The 26,215-nt window shown below is 72.2% G+C and carries 28 protein-coding genes; 16 read left to right on the top strand and 12 right to left on the bottom strand.

Going from position 1 to position 26,215, the window contains the following annotated elements; translation table 11 throughout:
* Window positions 1–40 precede the first annotated feature (40 nt).
* The 3 genes from ACF073_RS15460 to ACF073_RS15450 all read left to right on the top strand — a co-directional run bounded on the left by ACF073_RS15460 (window position 41) and on the right by ACF073_RS15450 (window position 4,505).
* Window positions 41–733, top strand: coding sequence for a TetR/AcrR family transcriptional regulator (locus tag ACF073_RS15460; protein WP_392070121.1), 693 nt, complete (start codon window positions 41–43; stop codon window positions 731–733).
* 324 nt (window positions 734–1,057) lie between these two features.
* Entirely contained in the window at window positions 1,058–1,930 is an 873-nt protein-coding gene (locus tag ACF073_RS15455; protein WP_392070120.1) for a GNAT family N-acetyltransferase, read from the top strand.
* A 157-nt stretch (window positions 1,931–2,087) separates the two neighbouring features.
* The gene (locus ACF073_RS15450) at window positions 2,088–4,505 is read left to right on the top strand and encodes an ATP-binding cassette domain-containing protein (protein WP_392070118.1); all 2,418 of its coding nucleotides are present in this window, start codon (window positions 2,088–2,090) and stop codon (window positions 4,503–4,505) included.
* 58 nt (window positions 4,506–4,563) lie between these two features.
* Here the strand turns inward: ACF073_RS15450 and ACF073_RS15445 are convergent, their stop codons facing one another.
* The 5 genes from ACF073_RS15445 to ACF073_RS15425 form a co-directional block, all read right to left on the bottom strand.
* Window positions 4,564–6,852, bottom strand: a complete 2,289-nt coding sequence (locus tag ACF073_RS15445; RefSeq protein ID WP_392070116.1) for a phosphotransferase — start codon at window positions 6,850–6,852, stop codon at window positions 4,564–4,566.
* A 391-nt stretch (window positions 6,853–7,243) separates the two neighbouring features.
* Window positions 7,244–7,981: an HAD family hydrolase gene (locus ACF073_RS15440; RefSeq protein WP_392070114.1), complete on the bottom strand. Its 738-nt coding sequence runs from the start codon at window positions 7,979–7,981 to the stop codon at window positions 7,244–7,246.
* Window positions 7,981–8,862, bottom strand: coding sequence for a GntR family transcriptional regulator (locus tag ACF073_RS15435; protein WP_392070112.1), 882 nt, complete (start codon window positions 8,860–8,862; stop codon window positions 7,981–7,983). The genes ACF073_RS15440 and ACF073_RS15435 overlap by 1 nt, the downstream gene beginning before the upstream one ends.
* A 170-nt stretch (window positions 8,863–9,032) precedes the next feature.
* Complete coding sequence (locus tag ACF073_RS15430) at window positions 9,033–9,941, bottom strand: winged helix-turn-helix domain-containing protein (RefSeq protein WP_392070110.1); 909 nt, start codon at window positions 9,939–9,941, stop codon at window positions 9,033–9,035.
* Window positions 9,942–10,355: 414 nt separating this feature from the next.
* Window positions 10,356–10,958 carry an aerial mycelium formation protein gene (locus ACF073_RS15425; RefSeq protein WP_392070108.1) on the bottom strand — a complete coding sequence of 201 codons (603 nt, stop codon included), beginning with the start codon at window positions 10,956–10,958 and terminating at the stop codon, window positions 10,356–10,358.
* Window positions 10,959–11,117: 159 nt separating this feature from the next.
* On the opposite strand from ACF073_RS15425, the gene dtd reads away from it, so the two are divergent.
* Entirely contained in the window at window positions 11,118–11,543 is a 426-nt protein-coding gene (gene dtd / locus ACF073_RS15420) for a D-aminoacyl-tRNA deacylase (protein ID WP_392070106.1), read from the top strand.
* 36 nt (window positions 11,544–11,579) lie between these two features.
* Here dtd and ACF073_RS15415 read toward each other — a convergent pair whose 3' ends face one another.
* From ACF073_RS15415 to ACF073_RS15405, 3 genes are read right to left on the bottom strand one after another with little or no spacing between them, the layout of a single operon-like run.
* Window positions 11,580–12,545, bottom strand: coding sequence for a YgfZ/GcvT domain-containing protein (locus ACF073_RS15415; protein ID WP_392070104.1), 966 nt, complete (start codon window positions 12,543–12,545; stop codon window positions 11,580–11,582).
* 9 nt (window positions 12,546–12,554) lie between these two features.
* Window positions 12,555–12,992, bottom strand: a complete 438-nt coding sequence (locus ACF073_RS15410; protein ID WP_392070102.1) for a Fur family transcriptional regulator — start codon at window positions 12,990–12,992, stop codon at window positions 12,555–12,557.
* Between the two features lie 55 nt (window positions 12,993–13,047).
* The gene (locus ACF073_RS15405; RefSeq protein WP_392070100.1) at window positions 13,048–13,623 is read right to left on the bottom strand and encodes an FABP family protein; all 576 of its coding nucleotides are present in this window, start codon (window positions 13,621–13,623) and stop codon (window positions 13,048–13,050) included.
* A gap of 297 nt (window positions 13,624–13,920) precedes the next feature.
* Between ACF073_RS15405 and ACF073_RS15400 the strand changes: the two genes are divergently transcribed.
* Window positions 13,921–14,283: a DsrE family protein gene (locus ACF073_RS15400; RefSeq protein WP_392070098.1), complete on the top strand. Its 363-nt coding sequence runs from the start codon at window positions 13,921–13,923 to the stop codon at window positions 14,281–14,283.
* Between the two features lie 99 nt (window positions 14,284–14,382).
* Here ACF073_RS15400 and ACF073_RS15395 read toward each other — a convergent pair whose 3' ends face one another.
* Complete coding sequence (locus ACF073_RS15395; RefSeq protein WP_392070096.1) at window positions 14,383–14,646, bottom strand: DUF3099 domain-containing protein; 264 nt, start codon at window positions 14,644–14,646, stop codon at window positions 14,383–14,385.
* A 129-nt stretch (window positions 14,647–14,775) separates the two neighbouring features.
* Here ACF073_RS15395 and ACF073_RS15390 point away from each other — a divergent pair, with 129 nt between their 5' ends.
* The 4 genes from ACF073_RS15390 to ACF073_RS15375 all read left to right on the top strand — a co-directional run bounded on the left by ACF073_RS15390 (window position 14,776) and on the right by ACF073_RS15375 (window position 17,113).
* The gene (locus ACF073_RS15390; RefSeq protein ID WP_392070094.1) at window positions 14,776–15,513 is read left to right on the top strand and encodes a DUF2993 domain-containing protein; all 738 of its coding nucleotides are present in this window, start codon (window positions 14,776–14,778) and stop codon (window positions 15,511–15,513) included.
* A gap of 211 nt (window positions 15,514–15,724) precedes the next feature.
* Complete coding sequence (locus ACF073_RS15385) at window positions 15,725–15,805, top strand: Ms5788A family Cys-rich leader peptide (RefSeq protein ID WP_350751515.1); 81 nt, start codon at window positions 15,725–15,727, stop codon at window positions 15,803–15,805.
* A gap of 130 nt (window positions 15,806–15,935) precedes the next feature.
* Window positions 15,936–16,781 carry a sulfurtransferase gene (locus ACF073_RS15380; protein ID WP_392070092.1) on the top strand — a complete coding sequence of 282 codons (846 nt, stop codon included), beginning with the start codon at window positions 15,936–15,938 and terminating at the stop codon, window positions 16,779–16,781.
* 44 nt (window positions 16,782–16,825) lie between these two features.
* Window positions 16,826–17,113: a DUF1416 domain-containing protein gene (locus tag ACF073_RS15375; RefSeq protein WP_359621824.1), complete on the top strand. Its 288-nt coding sequence runs from the start codon at window positions 16,826–16,828 to the stop codon at window positions 17,111–17,113.
* Window positions 17,114–17,247: 134 nt separating this feature from the next.
* Here ACF073_RS15375 and ACF073_RS15370 read toward each other — a convergent pair whose 3' ends face one another.
* Genes ACF073_RS15370 through ACF073_RS15360 form a run of 3 tightly spaced genes read right to left on the bottom strand, consistent with a single transcriptional unit; the run spans window position 17,248 to window position 19,697 of the window.
* Window positions 17,248–18,528 (bottom strand): hypothetical protein, encoded by a 1,281-nt coding sequence (locus ACF073_RS15370; RefSeq protein WP_392070090.1) that lies wholly within the window; start codon window positions 18,526–18,528, stop codon window positions 17,248–17,250.
* Window positions 18,529–18,531: 3 nt separating this feature from the next.
* Window positions 18,532–18,786, bottom strand: coding sequence for a MoaD/ThiS family protein (locus tag ACF073_RS15365; RefSeq protein ID WP_392070088.1), 255 nt, complete (start codon window positions 18,784–18,786; stop codon window positions 18,532–18,534).
* A gap of 50 nt (window positions 18,787–18,836) precedes the next feature.
* Window positions 18,837–19,697, bottom strand: a complete 861-nt coding sequence (locus ACF073_RS15360; protein WP_392070087.1) for an alpha/beta hydrolase — start codon at window positions 19,695–19,697, stop codon at window positions 18,837–18,839.
* A 181-nt stretch (window positions 19,698–19,878) separates the two neighbouring features.
* On the opposite strand from ACF073_RS15360, the gene ACF073_RS15355 reads away from it, so the two are divergent.
* The 7 genes from ACF073_RS15355 (at window position 19,879) to ACF073_RS15325 (ending at window position 26,151) form a co-directional block, all read left to right on the top strand.
* Window positions 19,879–20,658 carry a winged-helix domain-containing protein gene (locus tag ACF073_RS15355; protein WP_392070085.1) on the top strand — a complete coding sequence of 260 codons (780 nt, stop codon included), beginning with the start codon at window positions 19,879–19,881 and terminating at the stop codon, window positions 20,656–20,658.
* A 95-nt stretch (window positions 20,659–20,753) separates the two neighbouring features.
* The gene (locus ACF073_RS15350) at window positions 20,754–21,779 is read left to right on the top strand and encodes a LacI family DNA-binding transcriptional regulator (protein WP_392070083.1); all 1,026 of its coding nucleotides are present in this window, start codon (window positions 20,754–20,756) and stop codon (window positions 21,777–21,779) included.
* A 110-nt stretch (window positions 21,780–21,889) separates the two neighbouring features.
* Window positions 21,890–22,975 carry a S1C family serine protease gene (locus tag ACF073_RS15345; RefSeq protein ID WP_392070081.1) on the top strand — a complete coding sequence of 362 codons (1,086 nt, stop codon included), beginning with the start codon at window positions 21,890–21,892 and terminating at the stop codon, window positions 22,973–22,975.
* 61 nt (window positions 22,976–23,036) lie between these two features.
* The gene (locus ACF073_RS15340) at window positions 23,037–23,261 is read left to right on the top strand and encodes a hypothetical protein (protein ID WP_392070080.1); all 225 of its coding nucleotides are present in this window, start codon (window positions 23,037–23,039) and stop codon (window positions 23,259–23,261) included.
* A 95-nt stretch (window positions 23,262–23,356) separates the two neighbouring features.
* Window positions 23,357–24,091, top strand: coding sequence for a response regulator transcription factor (locus tag ACF073_RS15335; RefSeq protein ID WP_392070078.1), 735 nt, complete (start codon window positions 23,357–23,359; stop codon window positions 24,089–24,091).
* A complete protein-coding gene (locus ACF073_RS15330) occupies window positions 24,088–25,548 on the top strand; it encodes a sensor histidine kinase (RefSeq protein ID WP_392070076.1) in 1,461 nt (486 codons plus the stop codon). Before ACF073_RS15335 ends, ACF073_RS15330 begins: the two co-directional genes overlap by 4 nt.
* A gap of 279 nt (window positions 25,549–25,827) precedes the next feature.
* Window positions 25,828–26,151: a peptidase inhibitor family I36 protein gene (locus ACF073_RS15325; RefSeq protein WP_392070958.1), complete on the top strand. Its 324-nt coding sequence runs from the start codon at window positions 25,828–25,830 to the stop codon at window positions 26,149–26,151.
* The last annotated feature ends 64 nt before the right edge of the window (window positions 26,152–26,215 follow it).

Below are 26,215 nucleotides of genomic sequence, written 5' to 3'. Positions count from 1 at the left end.
ATTTTCTCAGTACGGCGTATCGCAACAGTACGATGTGGCCATGACTGTGTGGGACCGGCCCGAGCCGCCGACTCGACCCGTGCCGCTCGACCGGGAGCGGATCGTCGCCGCCGCCATCGCGCTGGCCGACGAGGGCGGGCTGGAGGCGGTGTCGTTGCGCAAGGTCGCCGCCCGGCTCAACGCCGGCCCGATGCGGCTGTACGGATACATCTCCACCAAGGAAGAGCTGTTCGACCTCATGGTGGACGAGGTCCAGGCCGAGATCCTCCCCGAGGAGCACCCCGGTGACTGGCGGGAGGCGCTGCGCGGCCTCGCCCACCGCACCAGGCGGGCCGCGCTCCGTCACGAATGGCTGGCCGACCTGCTCGGCGGCCGACCGGCCCTCGGCCCGAACGGCCTCGCCGTGGCCGAGGCCACGCTGGGCGCCCTCGACGGCCTCGCCGACGTCGACACCGTCATGCGCGCCGTGGAAACCGTCAGCGCCTACTTCACCGGCGCGATCAGGCGCGAGATCGCGAACCTGCGGGCCGAGCGCGCGACCGGCCTGTCCAAGCGCGACTGGCAGCGCGCCTCCGGCCCGCATGTGACGAGAATGCTGGCCACCGGCCGCTTCCCGGCGCTGGCGAAGGCCGTGCACGACGGCACGGACGTGGACGCCGAGACGTCCTTCGCGACCGGCCTGGACTGGGTCCTCGACGCCGTGGCCGCCCGACTCACCCCGCCGCCGGCGTGACGCTCGGCCCCTGCCGGGGGTGAGCAGGCTGGGAGGACATCTGGAACCGTCCGCCCGGGGACGAAGAACGCGCGATCAAGGTCCTGTTCGAGCTTCTCGACGAGTTCGCGGGCGGAGCGCGCGGCCGGCACGGCGCACAGCCCCCGGGTCGGCCGAGACACCGGGCCGCAACCGCGTCCCACGCGAGACGATCCACGGCCGGTGCGCCGGAGACGTACGCGCGGTCGGAGGGATCTTCCACCGGACGGAGGGCGGCGCCGCGGCTCCTTTCCGCGCTCCGCGCGAACCCCTGCGGTGCTGCCCGCGCGTGTGGAAGTCTGAGGCATGCGCCCGGACGGCTGGCACCTCACCGAAGACATCGACGACTTCCTCGCCCGCGCCGGGGACTTCCTGCGCTCGCGCCCCGCGCTGCACAACACACCCCTGACGACGATCGAGAAGCTGCGCACGGACGGGGCGGACGCCCACGGGGCCGGGGCCACCGTCTTCGGCCGGCTGGAGTCGGCGGGCGAGGTGCGCGCCCTCTTCTACCGCCGGCCCACCGGCCGCCTGACCCTCACCGCCCTGTCCCCCGGGCAGGCCGACACCCTCGCCGCCGAGCTGGCCGGCCTCGGGCACCGCTTCTCCGGCGTCACCGCCGACCACGACACCGCCACCGCCTTCGCCGCGGCCTGGCAGCGGCACACCGGCATCGCTCCGGCCCGCGACTGGGGAGCCCGTCTCTACCGGCTCGGCACGCTCACCCCGCCGCTGCCGGTACCCGACGGCCGGGGCCGTGTCGTGGGCGAGCGGGACCACGGGCACCTCATGCGCTGGTGCGGGGAGTTCGCCGCCTCCGTAGGGGAGGACCCCGCCATCGACGCCGGCTCCTGGGCCCGCACCCGGTTCGCGGACAAGCGCTTCACGTTCTGGGAGACCCCGGACGGCACTCCCGTCTCCATGGCGGGCTCGACCGCGATGACCGGCGGGATGGTCCGGGTGGACCCCGTCTACACCCCGGCCCGCCTCCGGGGCCGCGGCTACGCGGGCGCCGTGACCGTCGAGGTGAGCAGGGCCGCGCTGGCCGCGGGCGCGACGGACGTCGTCCTGTTCGCGAACCCCGCCAACCCCACCAGCACCGCGCTCTACCAGCGCATCGGGTACGTCCCGGTCTCCGATTTCACCGGCTACGACCTCTCGGGTGCCGAGCGGGTGTGACCGGGCGGGGCCGGAACGGGTGGTCAGGGGAGGGTGGTCAGGGGAGGGTGGTCAGGGGCAGGGGGAACGGGTGGTCAGGAACCGGTCAGGAATCGAGAAGCGGCGTCCGGGCGGGCCCGGCTAGCGTGGCGGAGGCGGCCCCACGGACGGAGAGATGATGAGCATCCCCATGCGGACGGACGGTACGGCGAACGCGGCACCCGCCGCCGACAGCCACGAGCTGATCCGCGTGCACGGCGCGCGCGAGAACAACCTCAAGGACGTCAGCGTCGAGATCCCCAAGCGCCGGCTCACGGTGTTCACGGGCGTGTCCGGCTCCGGCAAGAGCTCACTGGTGTTCGACACCGTCGCCGCGGAGTCGCAGCGGCTGATCAACGAGACGTACAGCGCGTTCGTCCAGGGCTTCATGCCGACGCTGGCGCGGCCCGACGTCGACGTCCTCGACGGGCTGACCACCGCGATCATCGTCGACCAGCAGCGTATGGGCGCCGACCCGCGCTCCACCGTCGGCACCGCCACCGACGCGCACGCGATGCTGCGCATCCTGTTCAGCCGGCTCGGCACCCCGCACATCGGCTCGCCCAAGGCGTTCTCCTTCAACGTCGCCTCGATCAGCGGCGCGGGCGCGGTCACCGTGGAGCGCGGCGGGAAGACGGTCAAGGAGCGCCGCGAGTTCAGTGTCACCGGCGGCATGTGCCCGCGCTGCGAGGGCCGCGGCGCGGTCACCGACATCGACCTGACCCAGCTCTACGACGCCGACAAGTCACTCGACGAGGGCGCGCTCACCATCCCGGGCTACAAGCCGGGTGGCTGGAACTACCGCCTCTACACCGAGTCGGGCCTCTTCGACCCGGCCAAGCCGATCCGCACGTTCTCCAAGCGGCAGCTGGACGACTTCCTGCACCGCGCGCCGACCCGGATGAAGATCGCGGGCATCAACATGACCTACGAGGGTCTGATCCCGCGGATCCAGAAGTCGATGCTCGCCAAGGACCGGGAGGCGATGCAGCCGCACATCCGGGAGTTCGTGGACCGGGCGGTCACCTTCACCACCTGCCCCGACTGCGACGGCACCCGGCTCAGCGAGACGGCCCGGTCCTCGAAGATCAACGGGATCAGCATCGCCGACGCCTGCGCGATGCAGATCAGCGACCTGGCCGAGTGGGTGCGCGGCCTGGCCGAGCCCTCGGTGGCGCCGCTGCTCGCCTCGCTCGGCGGGACCCTCGACTCGTTCGTGGAGATCGGCCTCGGCTATCTCTCCCTCGACCGGCCCGCCGGCACGCTCTCGGGCGGGGAGGCCCAGCGGACGAAGATGATCCGCCACCTCGGCTCCTCGCTGACCGATGTGACGTACGTCTTCGACGAGCCGACCACCGGCCTGCACCCGCACGACATCCGGCGGATGAACGACCTGCTGCTGCGGCTGCGGGACAAGGGCAACACGGTGCTCGTCGTCGAGCACAAGCCGGAGGTCATCGCGATCGCCGACCATGTGGTGGACCTCGGCCCGGGCGCCGGTACGGCCGGCGGCACCGTCTGCTTCGAGGGCACCGTCGCCGGGCTGCGCGCCGCCGGCACGCTCACCGGCCGGCATCTGGACGACCGGGCCGCCCTGAAGAAGACGGTGCGCGAGCCGTCCGGAACCCTGGAGATCCGCGGCGCCACCACGCACAACCTCCAGGGCGTCGACGTCGACGTCCCGCTCGGTGTGCTGGTCGTCGTCACCGGGGTGGCCGGCTCCGGCAAGAGTTCCCTGGTGCACGGGTCGATCCCGGGCAGCGAGGGCGTCGTCTCGGTCGACCAGGCGCCGATCCGCGGCTCGCGGCGGAGCAACCCGGCAACGTACACGGGGCTGCTCGACCCCATCCGCAAGGCGTTCGCCAAGGCCAACGGCGTGAAGCCGGCGCTGTTCAGCGCCAACTCCGAGGGCGCCTGCCCGGGCTGCAACGGCGCCGGTGTCGTCTACACCGACCTCGCGATGATGGCCGGGGTCGCCACGACCTGCGAGGAGTGCGAGGGCAAGCGGTTCGACGCCTCGGTGCTGGAGTACCGCCTCGGCGGCCGGGACATCAGCGAGGTGCTGGCGATGCCGGTGACGGAGGCGGAGGCGTTCTTCGGCGACGGGGAGGCCCGCACCCCGGCCGCCCACCGCATCCTGCGGAACATGGCCGACGTAGGCCTCGGCTACCTCACCCTCGGCCAGCCGCTCACCACGCTGTCCGGCGGCGAGCGGCAGCGGCTGAAGCTCGCCACGCACATGACCGAGAAGGGCGGGGTGTACGTCCTGGACGAGCCGACCACCGGTCTGCACCTCGCCGATGTGGAGCAACTGCTGGGCCTGCTGGACCGGCTGGTCGACGCCGGCAAGTCGGTGATCGTCATCGAGCACCACCAGGCGGTCATGGCGCACGCCGACTGGATCATCGACCTCGGTCCCGGCGCCGGCCACGACGGCGGCCGGATCGTCTTCGAGGGCACCCCCGCCGACCTGGTCGCGTCCCGCTCGACGGTCACCGGGGAGCACCTGGCGGAGTACGTGGCGCCCCCGGCGGGGGGTCGCGCGCGAGGCCGGTGAGCCGACCGGACCCGCACCGGACCCGCACCGGGCCCGCACCGGGCCCGCTGGGACGAGCCTACGCGGCTCCGTCCGGGCGGGCGGGCCAGGCCAGGGCGCGGGACAGGCAGGGGCTGGTCCGGTGCCGGGACGACAGGCCGAGCGACGCGGTGGCCGCCGCCAGGGTCATCGCGTACGAGTCGACCGCGCGGCGGACGTTGGGGGCGTCCAGGCTCGCGCCGGTGACCAGCCGGTCGAGGTCGACGTAGGCGGAGCGCACGATCTCGATCCACCGGTACACCCGCCAGTCCTCCTGCCAGTTCCTGGTGAACCGGGCGGGCAGCCGGCTCTCCCAGCGGCGGAACATGCGGTCCCGGATCTCCGGCCGGGTCGGGGTGAGGTGCATGTGCCGGACCAGGTCGTACAGCGGGTCGCCGACCAGGGCCAGCTCCCAGTCGATGAGGGTCAGCGCCGGGCGGCCGGCACGGCGCACCAGGTTCCAGGGGTTGAGGTCGCCGTGCAGCAGGGCCGGGGCGCGGTCGGTGACCTGGTGCCGGGCGAGGATCTCGCGCAGCCGGGGCGCGGCGGGCAGGCCGAGGAACCGGGCCAGCTGCTGGGACTCCTTGGGCAGCCGGGCCACCAGCGCGACCAGCTGGTCGCTGAGCCAGGCGTAGAAGCCGGGCCGGCCGGCCAGCGGGTCGACCGGGGCGTAGTCGACCCCGGTCAGCGCGGCCAGCTGGTCGACCAGGCCGTCCGCCTCGTGCGGGAGCAGTCCGTTCACCGGGTGTTCGGGGCGCCGGCGGGTGTCGGCGGGGCCCTCGTAGGTGTGGACGGTGAAGAGGTCGCCGGAGTAGCTGCGGATGCCGGAGCGGTCCCGTGAGTGGCTCTCGCCCAGCGCCAGCACCCGGGGCGCGCAGACCGCGGCGCCGGACCGCTCGATGGCCTGGAGCACGCCGTGCTCGCTGAGGAAGCTGCTCTCGCGCCGGGTGATGTGCGCGAACTTGCGGCGGACGGCGACCGGGAACGGGGTGCCGGGGACCCGGAGCACGGTGGTGAGGTGCGCCGTGCCCTTGAAGATCCGGTGGGCCGGCGCCGCGCCCTCCAGGAGCAGGGCGTCGGCGACGGCCCAGTGCGGGAAGTCGGGTCGCTGCGGCACGCGCCGGTCCGGCTTCCAGCCGATCGCACGGGAGCCGGTCCCCCGCCACGGCCCGCCGCCGGCCGGCGCCGCACCGGTCCCCGTCCCGGTGCCCGGCCGCACGGACGCCCGCCAGCGGAACAGGATCCGCTCGATCTCCTCCCGGTCCGGCACCCGGTCGAGCCGCAGCGGCTCCGCCGCCGCCGACACCGCCCGGTGCACCCGGGCCGTCGCCTCGTCCAGGCTCTCCTGGTCGAAGGACTCCTCCAGCGAGGCGGCGGCCCGCATCACGTCGGGGTACACGGACTGCGCCCGTTCGAAGGCGATGTAGTGGCGCAGATCCCGGCCCGCACCGGCCGCGGCCGCCGGCCGCACCGCCCGCAGGGCGCGCGCCCACGCGTCGACGACCTCGTCCCACTGGTGGTCCGGGTAGCGCATCCGGACCAGGTGGACGGCGAGGTCGTACAGCGGGTCGCCGTAGCTGGCCAGCTCCCAGTCGACCGGGACCGGCGGCGCGTCCTCGCCGTACGCCATGATCACGTTGTCGCGGTGCAGGTCGCCGTGGAGCAGGCCGTACGGGCGGCGGGACATCGCCGGGACCCGCTCGGCCAGCCGGACGAGGGCGTCCTCGGGGATGCCGAGGGCGGCGAACAGGCCCCCGAAGCGGCGCCGGTTGGGCTCCCGGATCCGCAGCTCGGCCAGCCGGAGCAGGGTCCGCAGGAAGCCCCGGCTGTCCGTGTGGTTGCCGGGCCACAGGGACGGCAGCGGCGGCAGGGCGGCGCCGCGCACCTGGGCCGTCCTGGCGAGCAGCTCCGCCAGGGCCCCGATCAGCGGGCCGTCCACGGGTTTGCCGGCCGGGCAGATCCGGGAGAGCGGGACGCCGTCCACATGGCTGTGGACGGCGAAGCCGTCCCCCTCGGCCAGGCACTCGGGCACCCCGGGCAGCACACCCCCGACGGCCCGCAGGACCGCCGCCTCGTTCCGCCAGGTGCGGATCACCACGGGCAGGGCGTCCGCGCGGGGCAGCCGTACGGTCACCAGGGTGCCCGGCGCCCGGCCGAGCAGGGCGGCCATGGGTTCGGTGAGCGGCAGGACATGGTTGTGGTGGTGGAAACCGCCGTCGGCGCGGCCCCGTGCGACGGCCTCCGCCACGAAGGCCCGGCAGACGGCCTCCGGCAGCGCCCGGCCGGCACGCGCCCCGGTCGTGCCGCGGGGGACAGAAGGTGCGCCCACTGGCCGCTCCGGGTTCGATCGCGCTGCGCTGGAAGGACGGAAGGAAAGAAGGAAGGGAGGGAGGGAGGACGGGACGTCGGCGAAGGACGACGGGGCGGGGCGGACGACGGGACGGGGCGGGGAAACACTGACTTCCCGGCGGGTGGTCGACACGTCCGGATGCCGGACCAGCAGCCCGATGGGTGGTCGGCCGCCAGTCCGCGCCGGTCGGCCGGGGCCGGCTCGTTCGCCGTGCCGTACGCGGTAACCCGAGCGGTCGCTCAAGCGGTTGGGCGGATGCTATCGCATGCGTGCCGCCGTTCCGGCGCTTGCGCGCGCGGTGCCGCGTGTGGTGCCGCGTGTGGTGCGCGGGGGCGGCACGGTGACCGCGGACGGGGGGCCGGGGCCCGGGTCACCGGCCGCGCAGCGTGCGCAGCAGGGGTTCGAACGAGCCGACGACCCGTGCGGCTCCGGCCTCCCGCAGGATCTTGCCCTTCCGCTCGCTGGGCGCGTAGCCGAGGAACGGCACGCCGGCCTCGTTCGCGGCGGCGAGGTCGGAGGGCGAGTCGCCGATCATCAGGGCCGCCGAGGGGGCCGAGCCCATCGCGTTCAGGGCCCGGTCGAGGCAGTGCGGGTCGGGCTTGAGCAGGCTCAGATCGGCCGTGCGGCCGTAGATGTGGGGTGCGAAGCAGGGGGCGAGGCCGCGGTCGTCCAGGTAGGCGCGGACCACCTTGGGGGAGTTGTTGGTGGTGATGGCGAGGCGGGAGCCGACCGCGGCCCAGGTGCGGATCAGGGGGTCGGCGTAGGCGGTGGGCCACGCGGAGCCCGCGGCCCGCAGCTCCTCCTGGGTGAGGCGTTCCTCCAGTTCGGCCACGAGGTCGCTGCCGGGGTGCCGCAGGTCCACCGCCCGCAGCACCGCGTGCGGGTCGAGCGTCTCGCGCTCGGAGTCGCTGAGCAGGTTGCGCAGCCCGCGCCCGGCCAGCCAGTCCACCAGCTCGGCCGCCACCCGTTCCGCCTTGTGCCGCGCGAACAGACGGCAGATCGGTCCGTCGAAGTCCCACAGGACCACCCGGGCGCGCTCGATCAGATCCCGCAGGCCGCCGCGGTCGTCCGCGCTCTGTCCGGTCCGCGTCGTCGCATCAGAAGTCACTAGGAGAGTGTCAGGTCCGTCGTGATGGTTTCCCAGAGGGCGTCGAACCACTTCTGCGACTGCTCCACGAACGCCGCGTCCCGCTGCCCGGCCCGCCGCTCGAAGGAGAACAGGAGGGACTCCGAGCCGAGGGTGTCGTACATCTCCAGCGTTCCGCCGCTCTCGGTGGGCTCCTCGCGGCGGGTGACCATGTAGTACGCGTACAGCGCCTCGGCGCCGTTGAGCAGGTACAGCTTGGCCGGCGGGGTGAACGGCAGCGCCCGGAAGGTGACCCGCACGTCGATGTCGTGGGTGCCGCGCAGGGCCTGGAGGTTGTACTGGAGGACCTGGCCCTGGGCGTTGCGCATCGCCAGCCAGCGCTGGTGGACGGTGTCGTCGTCGCTGCCGGCGTCGACCGAGACCGGGAAGGCGAGGTTGATGTCCCGGGAGGGCAGCAGGATGCGGGCGTCGATCCGCTCGGGCCGCAGCCGGCCGTCGTGGATCAGGCGCAGCGGCTCGCCGAGGGCGGGGATCAGGCTCTGCGCGGTCAGGCAGACGGCGTCGATGCGCACGTGCGGCGCGGCGAAGGCCTCGATCAGCCGGGGGGCGAGGGCCACCATGGTCGGCTGCGGCCCCTCGTGCGCGGGCGGCGGACCGGCGACCCGCGGCGGACTGCCCTTGCTGACGTTGCTGAGCAGCCCGTCGTCCTGCAGCACGCGCAGCGCCTGGCGCACGGCGCCCCGCTCCACGCCGAACTCCTCGGCCAGGTCGGCCTGGGTGGGCAGCCGCTCGCCGACGCGCAGGGCTCCGGTCCGGATGCGTTCGCGCAGGGTGTCGGCGATCTCGTGGGGTGTGAGCCTTCTGCTGCCGTTCACTGCCACGTTCTCCTGGGTCACAGCCAAACGCTACAACCCCCATCCATCTACCGGGAGTTGTCCCGAAGTTGTTTGCAATCATCGACCAGGTGAGCACAACGCAAACGGAGTTGTCTGCCAACTTGGCCAAGTTGGCAGACTGAAAGGGGAAGCCCGGCGGGCGCGGTCCCGCTCGCTGTGCCGCCGCCGGCCCCGCGCTACGGCGTCAGCACCAGATCCGAGCTGATCGTCTCCCACAGCGCGTCGAACCACAGCCGCGACTGCTCCACGAACGCCGCGTCCCGCCGCCCGGCCCGCCGCTCGAAGGCGAACAGCATGGACCGGGTGCCGTCGGCGTCGTACAGCTCCACGTGCTCGTGCTCGATCTCCCGCTCCCGGCGCCCCAGCGTGTAGTACGCGAAGAGCGCCTCGGAGCCGTTCAGCAGGTACAGCTTCACCGGCGGGGTGAAGGGCAGCGCCCGGAAGGAGACCCGCACGTCGACGCCGTGCGTGGTGCACAGCGCCAGCAGGTTCTGCCGCAGCACCAGGCCCTGGGCGTTGCGCTGGGCCAGCCAGCGCCGGTGCAGCAGGCCCCCGTCGCCGGCGCCCACCGGGGTCGGGAAGGCGAGGTCGATGTCCCGGCTGGGCAGCAGCAGCCGTACGTCGATCTTGGCCGGTTTCAGCTGTCCCGCGTGGATCTGCCGCAGCGGCTCGCCGATCGCCAGCGTCAGCGAGACCGAGGTCAGGCAGAGCGCGTCGATCCGCACGTGCGGCCCGGCGAAGGCGGCGGCGATCCGCGGGGCCAGACCCACCATGGTGGGCTGCGGCGGCGCCGGGGAATGGGTCGCGGGCAGGACGGGCGCCGGACCGGCCGCCACGGTGGCGGGGCTGCCCTTGGAGACGTTGGTGAGCAGCCGCTCCGCCTGCAGGATGCGCAACGCCTGGCGCACGGCACCCCGTTCGACCCCGAACTCGTCGGCCAGTTTCGCCTGCGTGGGCATGCGTTCACCCGGCCGCAGCACACCGGACCTGATCCGGTCGCGCAGTTCGTCGGCGATCTCGCGGTGGGACGAGCGGGGCCGCTGTGGCCTTGGCCGTCCACTGGCGGAGGCGTGCTCCGGTTCCACGATGAAACCCTACAACTTCCCGCCAACTTAGGGCAGTTCAGCGACAGCTGGTTATGAGTCTCATCGAACGGAGATAAGTACAGTGAAGTTGGCTACCAACTTGAACGACATGGTCGAGCTTCCCAGTGGTTGGCCGACCGGGCTCCCTTCCGGAGGGGAGCCGGGAGCCCGGGCAGGGGGCGGCCGTCGGAGCGCACAGCCACAACTGAACAGCCGGCACAGCCACAACCGAACAGCGACATCTGCATACGGACAGCGCACAGCCACAACTGAACAGCTCGCTACGGATGAACAGTCAGCCTGTCATCGGGAGAGGGGAGCGACCGAGAGGGTCCGGGCAGCACCGTCACCCGGACGCACACACCAGGGCGTCGGCCTCACGGGGGCGACGCCCTCTCGTGCGGCCCCGGCTCCTCACATCAGCAGGTCGTCCACCTGCGCCTCGCCCACCCGGTACCGGCGCGCGATCTCCCCGCTGCAGTCGTCCGCCGTGCGCTGGAGCCGCTGGCGGCACCGGGAGACCTCCTGCTCGTAGCGGACCAACCGGCCCATGGCGGCGGAGAGTTCCAGATCCGTGCGCGCCGTCAGATCGGACAGCTCGACCTCGGCGAGCATCTCGGCGGCCAGCTGCCCGTACTCCTCGTTGTGCGGGGTGCCGAGCGTGACATGGCGGGCCGAGGAGCGGTGCCGGGCCGGGGCGTCCTTGAGGATCTCCGGCAGCCGGTCGACCACGGCGCCGTCCGCCGGCGCCGGTACGGACGCCCGGCCGCGCCGGCCCAGCTCCGCGCGCAGGATGTCGATCCGGCCCTGCAGCAGCCGCCGGACATAGCTGAGGTCCGCCTCGTCGCGCTGGGCGTCGCGGCGCAGGGCGCGCAGCTCGGGCAGGCTCAGCCGGGCCAGGTCGTGCTCGGGCGGCTCGTCGGGCAGCGCCGGACCCGTGGTGCCGTCAGCGCGCTGCGCGGGCGGCCGGTACGTCCCCTGCGCGTCCAGCCGCCCACTGGTACTCGGTGTGCTCATCTGCTTGTGACCGTCCCCTCGACCGGCGTGTGCAAGCATCGTGCCACCCCAACTGGCCGCAATGTGACCGAGTGCCCCCGAACGGCCCCAGATGGGCGGTAAGAGATCCATATTGGGCCCCCTGCGGCCCGGCGCCGCACACCCGGCATGATGGTCCGCATGCGTGCGGTGGTGCAGAGGGTGGACGGCGCGAGCGTCGTCGTGGACGGCGAGACGGTCGGCGCGATCGAGGGCGAGGGGCTGTGCGTCCTGGTCGGGGTGACCCATGAGGACACCGCGGAGAAGGCGGCCCAGCTGGCCCGCAAACTGTGGACGGTCCGGCTGCTGCACGACGAGAGGTCGTGCAGCGACACCGATGCCCCGCTGCTGGTGATCAGCCAGTTCACGCTCTACGGCGATGCCCGCAAGGGCCGCCGCCCCACCTGGAACGCGGCGGCCCCGGGCGATGTCGCCGAACCGCTGGTCGACGAGGTCGTGGCCCGGCTGCGGGCCCTGGGCGCGACGGTGGCCACGGGCCGCTTCGGCGCGCAGATGCGGGTGTCCTTGACGAACGACGGCCCGTTCACCGTACTGATCGAGGTCTAGGCGCCGGCCGAGGTCCGGATCGAGCGCCGCGCGGCGCTAGGGCTCGACCACGACCTCCTGGGCCGCGGCCGTCTCCCCGGCCACGAGCCGCGCGTCCAGGGGCACGTTCCGCTTGACCAGCGCCAGCGCTACGGGGCCCAGCTCGTGGTGGCGTGCCGACGTCGTCACGAAGCCGATCTTGCGCCCCTCCGGGCCGTCGTCCGCGAGCCGGATCTCGGTGCCCGCCACCGGCAGGTGGACCTCGCTGCCGTCCAGGTGCAGGAAGACCAGCCGGCGCGGCGGCTTGCCCAGGTTCTGGACCCGGGCGACCGTCTCCTGGCCGCGGTAGCAGCCCTTCTGCAGATGCACGGCCGTACCGATCCAGCCCAGCTCGTGCGGGATGGTCCGGTGGTCGGTCTCGAAGCCGAGCCGGGGCCGGTGGTGCTCGACGCGCAGCGCCTCGTACGCGAGCAGGCCCGCGGCGGGCCCGTGCGCGTCCGCGAAGGACTCCAGGTCCTCGCGCGGCAGGAAGACGTCACGCCCGTGGGCCGTCTCGCGGACGACGGCACCGGCGGGCACCTCGGCGATCGAGCCGGCGGGCAGATGCACCACGGCGGTGTCACCGGTCCGGTCGGCGACCTCCACCCGGTAGAAGAACTTCATCGACTCCAGGTACGCGATCAGCGCGTCCTGGGTGCCGGGCTCCACATGCGCCCAGACCGTCGTGCCGTCGTCCACCAGGTACAGCGCGTGCTCGATGTGCCCGTGCGCGGAGAGGATCAGGGCCTCGGCGGCCTGGCCCGCGGGCAGGTCGCTGACGTGCTGGGTGAGCAGCAGATGCAGCCAGCTCAGCCGGTCCGCGCCGGAGACGGCGACGACCCCGCGGTGGGAGAGGTCGACGAATCCGGTGCCGTCGGCGAGGGCGCGCTGCTCGCGGAACAGGTCGCCGTAGTGGGCGGCGACACCTTCGTCCACGCCCTCGGCGGGGACGGCGCCTGGCAGGGACAGCAGGGGGCTCTTCATACCGCCAGCCTACGACGTGGTAGTTGAACTCTTCAGCGAGCAGCCCTCGCAGCGGCCGAAGATCGCGAAGTGCTTCAGGTCGGTGTCGAAGCCGAACTGCGCGCGCAGCTTCGCCGTGAACTCGGACGCGACCTCCACATCGGCCTCGATCACGTTCTCGCAGTCGCGGCACACCAGGTGCAGATGGTGGTGGCGGTCGGCGAGGTGATAGGTCGGCGCCCCGTGCCCGAGGTGGGCGTGGCTGACCAGGCCCAGCTCCTCCAGCAGCTCCAGCGTCCGGTAGACGGTGGAGATGTTGACCCCAGACGCCGTCTTCCGCACTTCCACGAGGATGTCGTCGGGGGTCGCGTGCTCAAGGGTGTCCACGGCTTCGAGGACAAGCTGGCGCTGCGGCGTCAGCCGGTAGCCGCGCTGCCTGAGGTCGCTCTTCCAGTCGGTGTTCACCACACCGGAAGTCTAGGTCGGCCGGGGCGCTCGCGGCAGCGTCCGCCCCGGGCGCGATCTACTTGAAGAAGGCGATGCCGTCGTCCGGCATGTCGTCGGGCAGGGCCTTGGCCCAGCGCTCGACGTCCTCGGCGGAGACGACCTTCTTCAGCTGGGCCGACATGTAGGGGCGCAGCGAGACCTCGGGGGTCTGCTTCTCGCCCACCCACATCAGGTCGCTCTTCACGTACCCGTACAGCCGCTTGCCGCCGCTGTAGGGCTGCGCGCTCGCGATGCGGGCGACGGCGTCCGTCACCAGGTCGATCTGCGGCTTCTGGTCGGCCATCTCGCCGTACCAGATCTCGATGACGCCGTCGTCGCGGGTCATCGTGACCTCGACCTTGCGGTCGGCGTGGATCCGCCAGAAGCCGGACTCCGACTCCAGCGGGCGGACCTTGTTGCCGTCCTTGTCCAGCACCCAGGTGCTGGAGCGGTACTCCAGGAAGTCCCGGCCGTCGTGGCTGAAGCTGACCTCCTGGCCGAAGTTGCACTTCTCGGCGCCGGGGAAGTCGTGCACGCCCGCGCCGGCCCAGTTGCCGAGCAGGAAGGCGAGCGGGACGAGGTCCTTGTGCAGGTCGGACGGGATCTCGATCATGAGCGCAAGCTTTCGTGGATGGGGATCAGCGCTGGCCCTGGTACAGCTTCTTCACGGTCAGACCGGCGAAGGCGAGTACGCCGACGCAGACCAGGACCAGCAGGGTTTCGAAGAAGATCTCCACGGGTGCTCCTTGAGCGAGGGTCGGGGGCCCCCTGCCCGAAGGGCCTGGGGGAATACGACAGAGCCGGGGCCCAGCTTACGCGGCCGGGGCCGGGCGCTCCTGACGAGGGCCGCCCGGGCGTCCGGCCGGCTCGGCGGGGCCGGCGCCCGCCTGATCCGCTCTACGATTCGGGCATGGCGAAGAAGCTCGTGATCAAGGTGACGGCGGGGGCCGATGCGCCCGAGCGGTGCTCGCAGGCGTTCACGGTGGCGGCGGTGGCCGTGGCCAGCGGGGTCGAGGTGTCGCTGTGGCTGACCGGGGAGTCGTCCTGGTTCGCGCTGCCGGGACGGGCCGCCGAGTTCGAGCTGCCGCACGCCGCCCCGCTGCCGGACCTGATCGAGTCCGTCCTCGCGGCGGGGCGCGTCACGCTGTGCACGCAGTGCGCCGCCCGCCGGGAGATCACGGAGAAGGACGTCATCGAGGGCGTACGGATCGCGGGCGCGCAGGTCTTCGTGCAGGAGGCCCTGGGCGAGGGCACCCAGGCCCTCGTCTACTGACCGAGCCCGGTGCTCGCAGGCCCGTGACGGACCGCACCGTCGGTCCGGCGGTCCAGCCGCCGTCGACGCCGGTCTTCGTCGGGCCCCGCAAGCCCCCGTCTAGCGGGGCGGGCGCTTCTTGCCGTCCAGCTCGTCCCACCAGTCGTCGGACTGGGGGTCGCCGGACGGGTCGTCCCACCAGCGGTCGTCCGGGCCGCGCCGGTTGGCGATCATCGCGGCCACCGGCGGGATGACCATGGCCACGACGCACATGCCCACGGCCGCGGGCACGGACCAGATGCGCACGACTCCCCAGGCCAGGACGAAGAGGCCGATACACGTCCCCATCATGGTGAAGTAGATGTGCCGACGCCGGGCGTACATGGTTCAAGGGTAGGTCCGGCGCCCCTGTCACAACTGATCCACAATTCCCCGGCGGCCGGACCCGGCAGGGTTACCGTGGCGTATCCGTACCGGACTCCGAACACCGTCACCGACCGGGGGAACCACCACATGCGAGCCCTGCGAATACTCCTGATCGTCGTCGTGATCCTGGGCGCGCTGTTCGTGATCGTGGACCGGGTGGCCGTGCACTTCGCCGAGGGCGAGGCGGCGGACAAGCTGAAGGCGAGCGAGAACCTGGCCTCGACCCCGGACGTGGACATCAAGGGCTTCCCCTTCCTCACCCAGGTCGCCGGCGGTTCCCTGGACGACGTCGAGGTCGGCATCGACGACTACGAGGCGGCCACCGGCAAGCCCGGCCAGACCATCCGGATCGACGACCTCAAGGCCGACATGAAGGGCGTCGAGTTCTCCGGCGACTACAGCTCGGCCACCGCGGCCACCGCGACCGGTACCGCGACCGTCTCCTACGCCGAGCTGCTGAAGACCGCCAAGTCCGAGCCGACCGAGGTCGCCCCCGGGGTCAGCGCCCGGGTCGTCGGGCTCTCCGACGGCGGCAACGGCAAGATCAAGGTCAAGGTGGAGGGCACCGTCGCCTCCCTCGGGATCAAGCAGACGGTGTCGGTGCTCAGCTCGGTGAGCGTGGTGAACGACAAGGTCGAGGTGCACGCGGACTCCCTGCCCAAGCTGGGCGCCGCCGCGGTCGCCGAGGACCGGGTCCGTACGATCACCGACTTCCAGCAGGCCATCGACCAGCTGCCCGGCGGCATCAAGCTGGACAAGGTGCAGGCCGCGCCGGACGGCGTGGAGATCAGCGTGCGGGGTTCGGACGTGAAGCTGGCGGGGTAGGCGGGACAGGGACGGGGCCCGCCGGTCTGGACACCGATTGTCCGACTGGCGAGACGGCACCGTCCGCAGCGCAGCTCCCCCGACGCCCCCGAGCGCCCGGAAGGCCCGTGACGGCCATCCGGGCCCTTTTCATCCCGCCATTCGGACGATCGCGTCTCGCCATATGACACCCCGGTGACATGTCCGCCCGGACGTCCCTACGATCGAGCCCATGAAGCGTCAGGCGGATCTCACGAAGCGGCGGGCAGTGGACCTGTGCCGCGTTGCCGCCATGCTCTGTCGCCCCTTCTGAGCGGAAGCCCCGGGCTCCCGCGTCTCACCCCCGCCCTGCGCTCAGGGCACCCCCGCGCCGCTCCGTGCATCGAGCGCGCGCCCCTCGCTACCCGCACGCCCCGCCGCACCTGCCCCGGAGGAGAACGAGCATGAGCCGCAGCGACGTCCTGGTCGACGCCGACTGGCTCCAGGAGCACCTGGACGACCCGACCATCGCGATCGTCGAGGTGGACGAGGACACGTCCGCCTACGAGAAGAACCACATCAAGAACGCGATCCGCATCGACTGGACCAAGGACCTCCAGGACCCGGTCCGCCGCGACTTCATCGACCAGGAGGGCTTCGAGAAGCTCCTGTCGAAGAAGGGCATCGCCAACAACACGCTGGTGATCCTCTACGGCGGCAACAACAACTGGTTCGCGTCGTACGCCTACTGGTACTTCAAGCTGTACGGCCACGACAGCGTCAAGCTGCTCGACGGCGGCCGCAAGAAGTGGGAGCTGGACGCCCGCGAGCTGGTCGACGGCTCCGACGTGCCCGAGCGCGCCGCGACCGACTACAAGGCCAAGGCGCAGGACACCTCGATCCGTGCCTTCCGCGACGACGTGGTCGCCGCGATCGGCTCGCAGAACCTGGTCGACGTCCGCTCGCCCGACGAGTTCTCCGGCAAGCTGCTCGCCCCGGCCCACCTGCCGCAGGAGCAGTCGCAGCGCCCGGGCCACGTGCCGAGCGCCCGCAACATCCCGTGGTCGAAGAACGCCAACGACGACGGCACCTTCAAGTCGGACGACGAGCTGAAGGAGCTGTACGCCGAGGAGAGCGTCGACCTCGCCAAGGACACGATCGCCTACTGCCGCATCGGTGAGCGCTCGGCCCTGACCTGGTTCGTGCTGCACGAGCTGCTCGGCGTCCAGAACGTCAAGAACTACGACGGCTCCTGGACCGAGTACGGCTCCCTGGTCGGCGTGCCGATCGAGCTCGGCGCCAACAAGTAACCCACCCGACCGGCGTTCCGGTCAGACCCCTCTGGAGAGACAGCATGTGCGGAGCGAAGGCCGGCGGCCCGGACGCCTCGACGATCAAGCCCGGTGAGACCACGATCCAGGGCCAGGTGACGCGCGACGGCGAGCCGGTGACGGGCTACGTCCGCCTCCTGGACTCGACCGGCGAGTTCACCGCGGAGGTGCCCACCTCCGCGACCGGGCAGTTCCGCTTCTACGCGGCCGAGGGCACGTGGACCGTTCGCGCCCTGGTGCCGGGCGGCACGGCGGACCGTACGGTCGTCGCCCAGCAGGGCGGACTGTCCGAGGTCGCCATCGCGGTCTGAGCGGGCCCGTACGGGCTCGGTGACGGCGGAGGGCCGCATCCCCTGGGTTGGACACCGGCGGGGATGCGGCCCTTCCGTCTGCTTGCGCGGCGCCGGCCCGCCCCTCCCGGGACCGGCCGCCCGCGCCCCGGCGGCTAGCCGAGTGCGCGCCCCAGGACCCAGACGACCGGTGCCGCCGCCGACAGGGGCAGCGCCACGCCGGCCGTGAAGTGGACGAAGCGGGACGGGTAGTCGTAGCTCGCCGTCCGGTGGCCGATCAGGGCGCAGGCCCCGGCGGCCCCGCCCAGCAGCGCGCCCTTCGCGCCGAAGCCGGTCATGCCGCCCACGGCGATCCCCGCGCCCGCCGCCGCCAGCAGCGCGACCACGACCGACGCCGGGCCCGGCAGGGGCAGGGCACGGGCCAGGACCGCCACCGCGACCGCCGCGGCGCCGACGGACACCGCGTGCGGGTCGGCGGCCAGGTAGCCGGTGGCCAGGACCGCGAACGCCGCCGAGGCGACCGTCGCCATCAGGCCGTACATCCGCTCGTCCGGCGAGGCGTGCGAGCGGAGCTGGAGGACGAGGGAGAGCAGGACCCACAGGCCGAGCGAGCCGAGGATGGCCACCAGGGCGTGGCTCCGGCCCGCCGCCAGCACCGCCACGTCGGCGGTCAGCGCGCCCGCGAAGGCCAGCGCGATGCCCTGCCGGGCGGGCCACATGCCGTTCAGCCGGAACCAGCCGGCGGCCGTCACGGCCTGGAGCGCCACCAGCGGCACGGCGAGGGCGTACGAGGCGAGGGGCGCCGCCGCGGCCAGCAGCAGGCCGAGCAGCGCGGTGAGCAGCGCCGGCTGCATGCCGGGCTCTATGACCGGGGAACGGCCCTCGAGGCGGGCCCGCTGGGCGTCGGTGATGCGCGCGTTGCCGGCGAGGGTGGCGGGGCCGTAGGCCGGCCCGGTCACCGACTCGGCGGCGGGTCCGGGGGCCGGCGCCACCTGCGGTCCGGGGGCCGCCGGTCCGGCTTCCGGCGCCGCGGCGGGCGCGTAGGGCTCCGCGTACTGCTGACCGGAGTACTGCTGGTCAGCGTACGGCTGCTGCGGCTGCGGCTGGTGCGGCTGCTGCTGGTACTGGCCCTGCTGGCCCTGCGGCTCCTGATAGGAGGACTGCTCGTAGCGCTGCTGCGTGTATGCCTGCTGCGGGTACGCCTGCTGCGGGTACTGCGGCTGGGCGGGCTGGGCCTCCTGCCGCGGCAGGTACGCCGTCTCCGCCGCCTGCACCGGCGCGTGCGTCTGCGTCTCCCAGGTCTGGCCCTGCCACTGCTGGGCGGGCTCCGGGTCCTGGCCGGGCTGCTGCCCGTACGGCGCTTCGTGCCCCGGCCACTGCTGCTGGTAGGGGTCGTAGCCCTCGTAGGGGCCGCCCTGATAGGGCTGGTTGGTCATCGCTCACCCTCCTGCGAACGGCGGGAGCACCTCGACCGTGCCGCCCTCGGCCAGCCGTACCGTCTCATGCGCGCGGGTCCCGACGGGGTCGCCGTCCACGAGGAAGGAGCATCGCTGCAGCACGCGCGTGAGCTCACCGGGGTGGCGCGCGCGCACGGCGGTCAGCGCGCCGGCCAGCGTCTCCGCCTCGTACGGCTCCTCGGCGATCCGGGCCGCGGCCTTGGCGGCGGCCCAGTAGCGCACCGTGACCTTGGGCATCTGAATCCTCAATCGACGGCAAGAAAAGTCAAAGACAGTGTGGGGTCAGGCTAGCCCGCCGCCGACACCGCCCAGTCCCCGATCCGGGCCACCAGGGCGTCCTGCGCCGCGTGCTCCGCGTGGCCCATGCCCGGTTCGACCCAGAGTTCGCCGTGCCCGCCGGCCGCCTCGGCGAGCATCCGGGGGTGGTCGAGCGGGAAGTAGCCGTCGCGGTCGCCGTGCACGATCAGCAAGGGGGTCGGGGCGATCCGCGGGACCGCCTGCACCGGGGAGAGCGGGACCGGGTCCCAGTCCCGGTGGTGGATGCGCGTGCGCAGGCCGTAGCGGCCGACCAGGCGGCCCGCGGGCCGGGTGACCAGCCAGTGCAGCCGGCGCATGGGGGCCGTGCCCCGGTAGTACCAGCGGGCCGGCGCGCTCACCGAGATCACCGCGTCGGCCGTGCCGGGGCGCAGGGCCGCGTGCCGCAGGACCACCGAGCCGCCCATGGAGAAGCCGACGGTCACCACGCGCGCGTGCCCGAGGCCGCGCGCCCACTCCACGGCGGCGGCCAGGTCCAGCACCTCCTTGTCGCCGACCGTGGACCGGCCGCCGGAGCGTCCGTGGCCGCGGAAGGAGAAGGTGACGACGGCGCCGTAACCGCGCAGCACGTCCGCCACCCGTCGCACATGTGGCCGGTCCACGTCCCCGGTGAAGCCGTGGGCGACCACGAACACCAGGTCACGGGAGGGAGAAGAGGAGGCGTCCGGCGCATCGGAAACGGCTTCGTATACGGCCGCACCCGGGTCGTATACGGAATCGATCGGAATTCCGTCGGCCGTGTGCAGGAACGTCCGGATAGGGGCACGTCTGTATGTCTCGCCATGCGGACGAACGGTGGAATGCGCCTCTTGACCTGCCCGGCGATTGCTCATGTGGGCTATTCTGCTGGGCAGAGGACTCGGGCAGCGTAGCCCCCGGGTCCTTTCGTGCTTTCGGAAGCGTTGTATACGAAGCGGGAAACCACAGGTGACCGCCGGTGTACGGGGCCTTCGGGATCGCAGAGCAGTGCCGTACCGCACACGTCCTCGCAGGGACCGAGGAGGAAACAGACGTATGAGTTCTCTGCTGCTCCTGACCAACGCCCTCCAGCCGTCGACGGAGGTGCTTCCGGCCCTCGGCCTGCTCCTGCACAACGTGCGGGTGGCTCCGGCGGAAGGACCCGCCCTGGTCGACACCCCGGGCGCCGACGTCATCCTGGTCGACGGCCGACGTGATCTGCCCCAGGTGCGCAGCCTGTGCCAGCTGCTGCGCTCCACGGGCCCCGGCTGTCCGCTGGTCCTCGTCGTCACCGAGGGCGGCCTGGCCGCCGTCACCGCCGACTGGGGCATCGACGACGTGCTGCTCGACACCGCGGGCCCCGCGGAGGTGGAGGCGCGGCTGCGGCTCGCCATGGGCCGGCAGCAGATCGTCAACGACGACTCCCCCATGGAGATCCGCAACGGCGACCTCTCCGTGGACGAGGCGACCTACTCGGCCAAGCTCAAGGGCCGCGTCCTCGACCTCACCTTCAAGGAGTTCGAGCTGCTGAAGTACCTCGCCCAGCACCCGGGCCGGGTCTTCACCCGCGCCCAGCTGCTGCAGGAGGTGTGGGGCTACGACTACTTCGGCGGCACCCGGACCGTCGACGTGCACGTACGGCGGCTGCGCGCCAAGCTCGGCCCGGAGCACGAATCGCTGATCGGCACCGTGCGCAACGTCGGTTATCGATTCGTTACGCCCGAGAAGGGCGACCGGTCCGGCGAGGACGCCAAGGCCAAGGCGGCCCGGGCAAAGCCGGAAGATGCGGACGCATCCGCCGTGCCGGCCGGCACCGAGGTCCACGCCGAGGCGTAGCCGCCGCACGGGGGCGCCCGGGCCGGTCCGGTCCGGGCCCGGCCGCCATGCGATACGCCCTGCCCGGAGGGGGTCAATCCGCGTAGACTCCGCGCGTGGCCAAGGTGACTCGGGATGATGTGGCACGGCTGGCGGGGACTTCCACCGCCGTCGTCAGCTATGTCATCAACAACGGACCCCGGCCGGTCGCCCCGGCCACGCGCGAGCGTGTCCTCGCCGCGATCAAGGAACTGGGGTACCGCCCCGACCGGGTCGCCCAGGCGATGGCCTCCCGGCGCACCGACCTCATAGGCCTGATCATCCCGGACGCCCGCCAGCCCTTCTTCGGGGAGATGGCGCACGCGGTCGAGCAGGCCGCCTCCGAGCGCGGAAAGATGGTCCTCGTCGGGAACACGGACTACATCGGCGAACGCGAGGTCCACTATCTGCGCGCCTTCCTCGGCATGCGCGTCTCGGGCCTGATCCTCGTCTCGCACGCCCTGAACGACCTCGCCGCAGCCGAGATCGACGCCTGGGACGCCCGCGTGGTGCTGCTGCACGAGCGTCCGGAGGCCATCGACGACGTGGCCGTGGTGACGGACGACCTGGGCGGCGCCCAGCTCGCCGTGCGCCATCTCCTGGAGCACGGCTACCCGTACGTCGCCTGTATGGGCGGTACGGCGCAGACCCCGGCCGTCGGCGACCCGGTCTCCGACCACGTCGAGGGCTGGAAGCGGGCCATGTCCGAGGCCGGTCTGTCCATCGAGGGCCGGCTGTTCGAGGCGCCGTACAACCGCTACGACGCCTATCGGGTGGCGTTGGACGTCCTGGCCGGGCCGCACCGGCCGCCGGCGGTCTTCTGCTCCACCGACGACCAGGCGATCGGCCTGCTGCGGGCCGCGCGCGAGCTGCGCATCGACGTGCCCGGGCAGCTGGCGGTGGCCGGCTTCGACGACATCAAGGAGGCCGCGCTCGCCGATCCGCCGCTGACCACGGTCGCCTCGGACCGCTCGGCGATGGCGCGGGCCGCGGTCGACCTGGTGCTGGACGACGGGCTGCGGATCCCCGGCTCGCGGCGCGAGCGGCTGAAGACGTTCCCGTCCCGGCTGGTGGTGCGCTCCAGCTGCGGCTGCGTGGACTGACCGCTCCCGCCAGGCCCGCCGCGGGCCTTTATATCGGGCAAACGAGGTTCTGCCGGGCTTCTCAGGGAGCCCTCAGGAAGCTCTCATGGTCACGGGGGAGTCTTCTTGTCATGACCGAGAGCATCCGCCGCAGCGGCGAGTACGAGTACGGCACCCCGCAGGGTGACGCCCACCAGGGCGCGTACGCCCCGCAGGGCACGTACGCCCCGCAGGGCACGTACGCCCAGCAGCACAGCTACTCCGCTCCCGTGAACCCCGAGTGGCCGCCCCTGCCGCAGGAGCCCCCGACGGTGGCGGCGGCGCCGGCCCCCGAGCCGAAGAAGCGCCCCCGGGGCCCGGTCGCCCTGCTCGCGGCGGTCGCGATCGTCGCGGCTGCGGTCGGCGGCGGCACGGCGTACGCCTTCCAGGAACTGGCCGGCAAGGACACCGTGGCCAGCGCCGGCAGCAGCACCACCGTGGTGCCGTCCAGCAAGAAGGGCGACGTCGCCGCGATCGCCGCGGCGGTCAGCCCGAGCGTGGTCGAGGTCAACGCGACCCTCGCGGGCGGCTCCTCCACCGGCTCCGGTGTGGTCGTCACCTCGAACGGCGAGATCGTCACCAACAACCACGTCGTCTCCGGCGCCAGCTCGGTCAAGGTGCGCACCAGCGACGGCAAGAGCTACACCGCCGACATCGTCGGCACCGACAGCTCCAAGGACCTCGCGCTGATCAAACTGCGGGGCGCCTCCGGGCTGAAGCCCGCGGCGCTCGGCGACTCCGGCTCCGTCCAGGTCGGCGACTCGGTCATCGCCATCGGCTCCCCCGAGGGCCTGACCGGCACCGTGACCAGCGGCATCGTCTCCGCCCTCGACCGGGACGTCACCGTCTCCACCGACGAGGGCCAGGGGCAGGACCAGGGCCAGGGCCGCGGGCAGTGGCCGTTCGAGTTCGGCGGCCGCGAGTTCAACGGCGACACGGGCTCCTCCACGACCACGTACAAGGCCATCCAGACCGACGCGTCGCTGAACCCCGGCAACTCCGGCGGGGCGCTGATCGACGCCGGCGGCCATGTCGTCGGCATCAACTCCGCTATGTACTCGTCGGGTTCGCAGGCGTCCTCGTCCTCGGACGCGGGCAGCATCGGCCTCGGCTTCGCCATCCCGATCGACACCGTCAAGTCCGACCTCGCCAAGCTTCGGGCGGGCTCGGGCAGTTGACACCCCCCGCGCGGAAGTGCGGCGCGAGCCGGCTTCGGCGCACGTCAGCAAGGAGCAGGTCATGATCAAGCACGTTCCCCACCACATGACCGAACGCGGTCCGGCCGGCATCACCCTGGCCCTGTCCATCGTGTCCCAGCTGCACGTGCCGGTCCCGGCACCGCGCGCCCCGGAGGTGACCGTGACCCCGGTCCCCCAGATGATGGGCCTGCGCACCTCCGCCGACCGCCCGCACCTGCGGCGCCGCCGGGTGCCGCTGCACCGGCTGAGCACGGTCCGGGCCTGACCGGCCCGCGTGTCCCTCCCCCGGGCCGCCCGACGTGGCACGCTGAGAGGCACCGTGACCATCCGCCCCCACCGCACCCCGAGGTATCGCGAGCGATGAGCCCCGCCGAAGGCGACCGTGACCCCCAGCGCATCCTGATCGTCGACGACGAGCCGGCCGTACGCGAGGCACTGGAGCGCAGCCTCGCCTTCGAGGGGTACGACACCGAGGCCGCCGTCGACGGCGCGGACGCCCTGGAGAAGGCCGCGGCCTACCGGCCGGACCTGGTCGTCCTGGACATCCAGATGCCGCGCATGGACGGCCTGACGGCCGCCCGCCGGATCCGGGGTGCGGGGGACACCACCCCGATCCTGATGCTCACCGCCCGCGACACGGTCGGCGACCGGGTGACCGGTCTGGACGCCGGCGCCGACGACTACCTGGTCAAACCCTTCGAACTGGACGAACTCTTCGCCCGCATCCGCGCCCTGCTGCGCCGCAGCTCGTACGCGGCGGCGGTGTCCGCCGAGGCCCAGCAGGACGAGGCGCTCACCTTCGGCGACCTGCGGATGGACCTCGCCACCCGGGAGGTCACCCGCGGCGGGCGGCAGGTCGAACTGACCCGCACGGAGTTCACCCTGCTGGAGATGTTCATGGCACATCCGCGCCAGGTGCTCACCCGTGAGCAGATCCTGAAGGCGGTGTGGGGCTTCGACTTCGAGCCGTCCTCCAACTCGCTCGACGTCTATGTGATGTACCTGCGCCGCAAGACCGAGGCCGGCGGCGAGCCGCGCCTGGTGCACACCGTGCGCGGCGTCGGCTACGTCCTCAGGCAGGGCGGCGCGGAGTGAACCGGCTGGCCCGCCGCTACCGGGCGCTGCCGATCCGGGCGCGGCTCGCGATGCTGGTCGCGGCGGCGGTGGCGTTCGCGGTGGCCGCGGTCTCCATGACCTGCTGGTTCCTCGTGGAGCGGAAGCTGTACGAGCTGGTCGACAAGGATCTGCAGAACTCGTCGCCGCGTGCGGTGCCGTACGGGCAGGCGGCCGATCTGCTGACCGCCTGCCCGAAGAGGCCGACCCAGGCCACCTACGACAGCCTGCGGGCCCACGACACCGCCTATGCCCAGTTGATCAGGGACGACGGCACGAGCTGTGTCTCGGCGGCCTCCGCGGGCGTGCTGAAGACCGATGCGGCCGACCGGGCGGTGATCGGACGGGACCGCGGCCAGGGCGGCATCCTCCGCAACGGAACGGACACCGAGGGCAATGCCGTCCGCATCCTCACGGTGCCGCTCGTGGTCCTCACGGACAACGGAGCGCAGGCGTACCCCGGTGCCGCCCTGATGACCGCCGTTCCCTTGAAGAACACCGACAACACCCTCAATGACCTGGCCCTGGTCCTCCTCCTCGTCTCCGGCGTGGGGGTCATCGGCGCCGGTGCCGCGGGCCTCGCGGTCGCGCGGGCCGGGCTGCGCCCGGTCGACAAGCTCACCGAGGCCGTGGAGCACGTGGCCAGGACCGAGGATCTGACCATCCGGATCCCGGTGGAGGACGTCAGCGAGGACGAGGTCGCCCGGCTCTCCAGGTCGTTCAACTCGATGACCGCCTCGCTGGCCAGCTCCCGGGAGCTCCAGCAGCAGCTGATCGCGGACGCCGGCCATGAGCTGCGGACGCCCCTGACGTCGTTGCGGACCAATGTCGAGCTGCTCACCCGCAGCGAGGAGACGGGCCGCCCGCTGCCGCCGGAGGACCGCAAGGCGCTGCTGGCCTCGGTGAAGGCGCAGATGACCGAGCTGGGCGCCCTGATCGGCGATCTGCAGGAGCTGTCCCGCTCGGAGGGGCAGCGCGGCGAGCGCGTCCAGGTGGTCGACCTCCAGGACACCGTGGAGGCGGCCCTGGGCCGGGCCCGGCTGCGCGGGCCCGAGCTGTCGATCACCGCGGAACTGAAGCCCTGGTTCGTCCGGGCGGAGCCCTCCGCGCTGGAGCGGGCGATCGTCAACGTCCTCGACAACGCGGTGAAGTTCAGCCCCGAGGGCGGCACGATCGACGTGGGCCTGGCCGACGGCGTGCTCACCGTCCGCGACCACGGCCCCGGCATCCCCGAGGACGAACTCCCGCACGTCTTCGACCGGTTCTGGCGCTCCCCCGACGCCCGCGCGCTGCCCGGCTCAGGGCTGGGCCTGGCCATCGTCGCCCGTACGGTGCGGGAGGCGGGCGGCGAGGTCGTGCTGGCCCGCGCGGAGGGCGGCGGCACGGTGGCGACGGTACGACTGCCGGGGGCACCGACCCCGCCGCCGGAGATGCCGTAATTCTTTTCGGGCTGCATACGCGGCGGGCAGCCGGCGTTATTACGCCTTCAGAACGCGATGGCACCAGCAGGCGCGACGACTGGCGCTATTGCGCCGTTCGGTCGGCGATAGCACTTTCCCGCCGAAAAGACTGTCCAAATATACGCGTGTGCCACCGCCTCGATCTGCATAGAGTCATCGCGATCTCGCGAAGTTCTCATAGGAGGCACACAGGTGAAACGCTTACTCGCCGCCACTGCCAGCACTCTTACCGCATTGTCGCTGAGCGCGGCCGGCATCATGGCTTCGGCGCCGAACGCCGGCGCGGCCGAAGCGCGGTGTTACTTCTTCTGCGTGTGGGAGCACGACGACTTCGGGGGGAAGCACTGGGGCATAAACGTGCTCCAGGAACCACACGTGGGGGAATGCAGGAACATATCAGCCGACCTGAACAACAAGGCGAGTTCCATGAGCAACCCTTCCACTGCCAGGGTCCTCTTCTACGACGCGAAGAACTGCTCCGGCAGTTCGGGCTATGCGGCGCACTCCGACAGCTCGGACAAGGACCTGACGAACAACCACTTCGACAACAAGACGTCCTCCGTGAAGTTCGTACGACCGTGACGCGCCTCCAGGAGGCAGACCTAAAATGCCCCTGACAGGAAATGTCAGGGGCATTTCGGAACCG

Source organism: Streptomyces sp. NPDC015171, from assembly GCF_043079545.1.
GTDB lineage: Bacteria > Actinomycetota > Actinomycetes > Streptomycetales > Streptomycetaceae > Streptomyces.
The sequence above is the reverse complement of the archived record's forward strand: the minus strand, read 5'-3'. Positions and strand labels throughout refer to the sequence as shown.

Excerpts from the sequence above, each read along its gene's own strand:
- ACF073_RS15425 (WP_392070108.1), bottom strand. The coding sequence starts at position 10,958 with ATGAGCACACCGAGTACCAGTGGGCGGCTGGACGCGCAGGGGACGTAC.
- ACF073_RS15335 (WP_392070078.1), top strand. The coding sequence starts at position 23,357 with ATGAGCCCCGCCGAAGGCGACCGTGACCCCCAGCGCATCCTGATCGTC.
- ACF073_RS15380 (WP_392070092.1), top strand. The coding sequence starts at position 15,936 with ATGAGCCGCAGCGACGTCCTGGTCGACGCCGACTGGCTCCAGGAGCAC.
- ACF073_RS15370 (WP_392070090.1), bottom strand. The coding sequence starts at position 18,528 with ATGACCAACCAGCCCTATCAGGGCGGCCCCTACGAGGGCTACGACCCC.
- ACF073_RS15385 (WP_350751515.1), top strand. The coding sequence starts at position 15,725 with ATGAAGCGTCAGGCGGATCTCACGAAGCGGCGGGCAGTGGACCTGTGC.
- ACF073_RS15345 (WP_392070081.1), top strand. The coding sequence starts at position 21,890 with ATGACCGAGAGCATCCGCCGCAGCGGCGAGTACGAGTACGGCACCCCG.
- ACF073_RS15450 (WP_392070118.1), top strand. The coding sequence starts at position 2,088 with ATGAGCATCCCCATGCGGACGGACGGTACGGCGAACGCGGCACCCGCC.
- ACF073_RS15390 (WP_392070094.1), top strand. The coding sequence starts at position 14,776 with ATGCGAGCCCTGCGAATACTCCTGATCGTCGTCGTGATCCTGGGCGCG.
- ACF073_RS15460 (WP_392070121.1), top strand. The coding sequence starts at position 41 with ATGACTGTGTGGGACCGGCCCGAGCCGCCGACTCGACCCGTGCCGCTC.
- ACF073_RS15355 (WP_392070085.1), top strand. The coding sequence starts at position 19,879 with ATGAGTTCTCTGCTGCTCCTGACCAACGCCCTCCAGCCGTCGACGGAG.
- ACF073_RS15365 (WP_392070088.1), bottom strand. The coding sequence starts at position 18,786 with ATGCCCAAGGTCACGGTGCGCTACTGGGCCGCCGCCAAGGCCGCGGCC.
- ACF073_RS15340 (WP_392070080.1), top strand. The coding sequence starts at position 23,037 with ATGATCAAGCACGTTCCCCACCACATGACCGAACGCGGTCCGGCCGGC.
- ACF073_RS15455 (WP_392070120.1), top strand. The coding sequence starts at position 1,058 with ATGCGCCCGGACGGCTGGCACCTCACCGAAGACATCGACGACTTCCTC.
- ACF073_RS15400 (WP_392070098.1), top strand. The coding sequence starts at position 13,921 with ATGGCGAAGAAGCTCGTGATCAAGGTGACGGCGGGGGCCGATGCGCCC.
- ACF073_RS15405 (WP_392070100.1), bottom strand. The coding sequence starts at position 13,623 with ATGATCGAGATCCCGTCCGACCTGCACAAGGACCTCGTCCCGCTCGCC.
- ACF073_RS15325 (WP_392070958.1), top strand. The coding sequence starts at position 25,828 with ATGGCTTCGGCGCCGAACGCCGGCGCGGCCGAAGCGCGGTGTTACTTC.
- ACF073_RS15415 (WP_392070104.1), bottom strand. The coding sequence starts at position 12,545 with ATGAAGAGCCCCCTGCTGTCCCTGCCAGGCGCCGTCCCCGCCGAGGGC.
- ACF073_RS15375 (WP_359621824.1), top strand. The coding sequence starts at position 16,826 with ATGTGCGGAGCGAAGGCCGGCGGCCCGGACGCCTCGACGATCAAGCCC.
- dtd (WP_392070106.1), top strand. The coding sequence starts at position 11,118 with ATGCGTGCGGTGGTGCAGAGGGTGGACGGCGCGAGCGTCGTCGTGGAC.
- ACF073_RS15395 (WP_392070096.1), bottom strand. The coding sequence starts at position 14,646 with ATGTACGCCCGGCGTCGGCACATCTACTTCACCATGATGGGGACGTGT.
- ACF073_RS15360 (WP_392070087.1), bottom strand. The coding sequence starts at position 19,697 with ATGAGCAATCGCCGGGCAGGTCAAGAGGCGCATTCCACCGTTCGTCCG.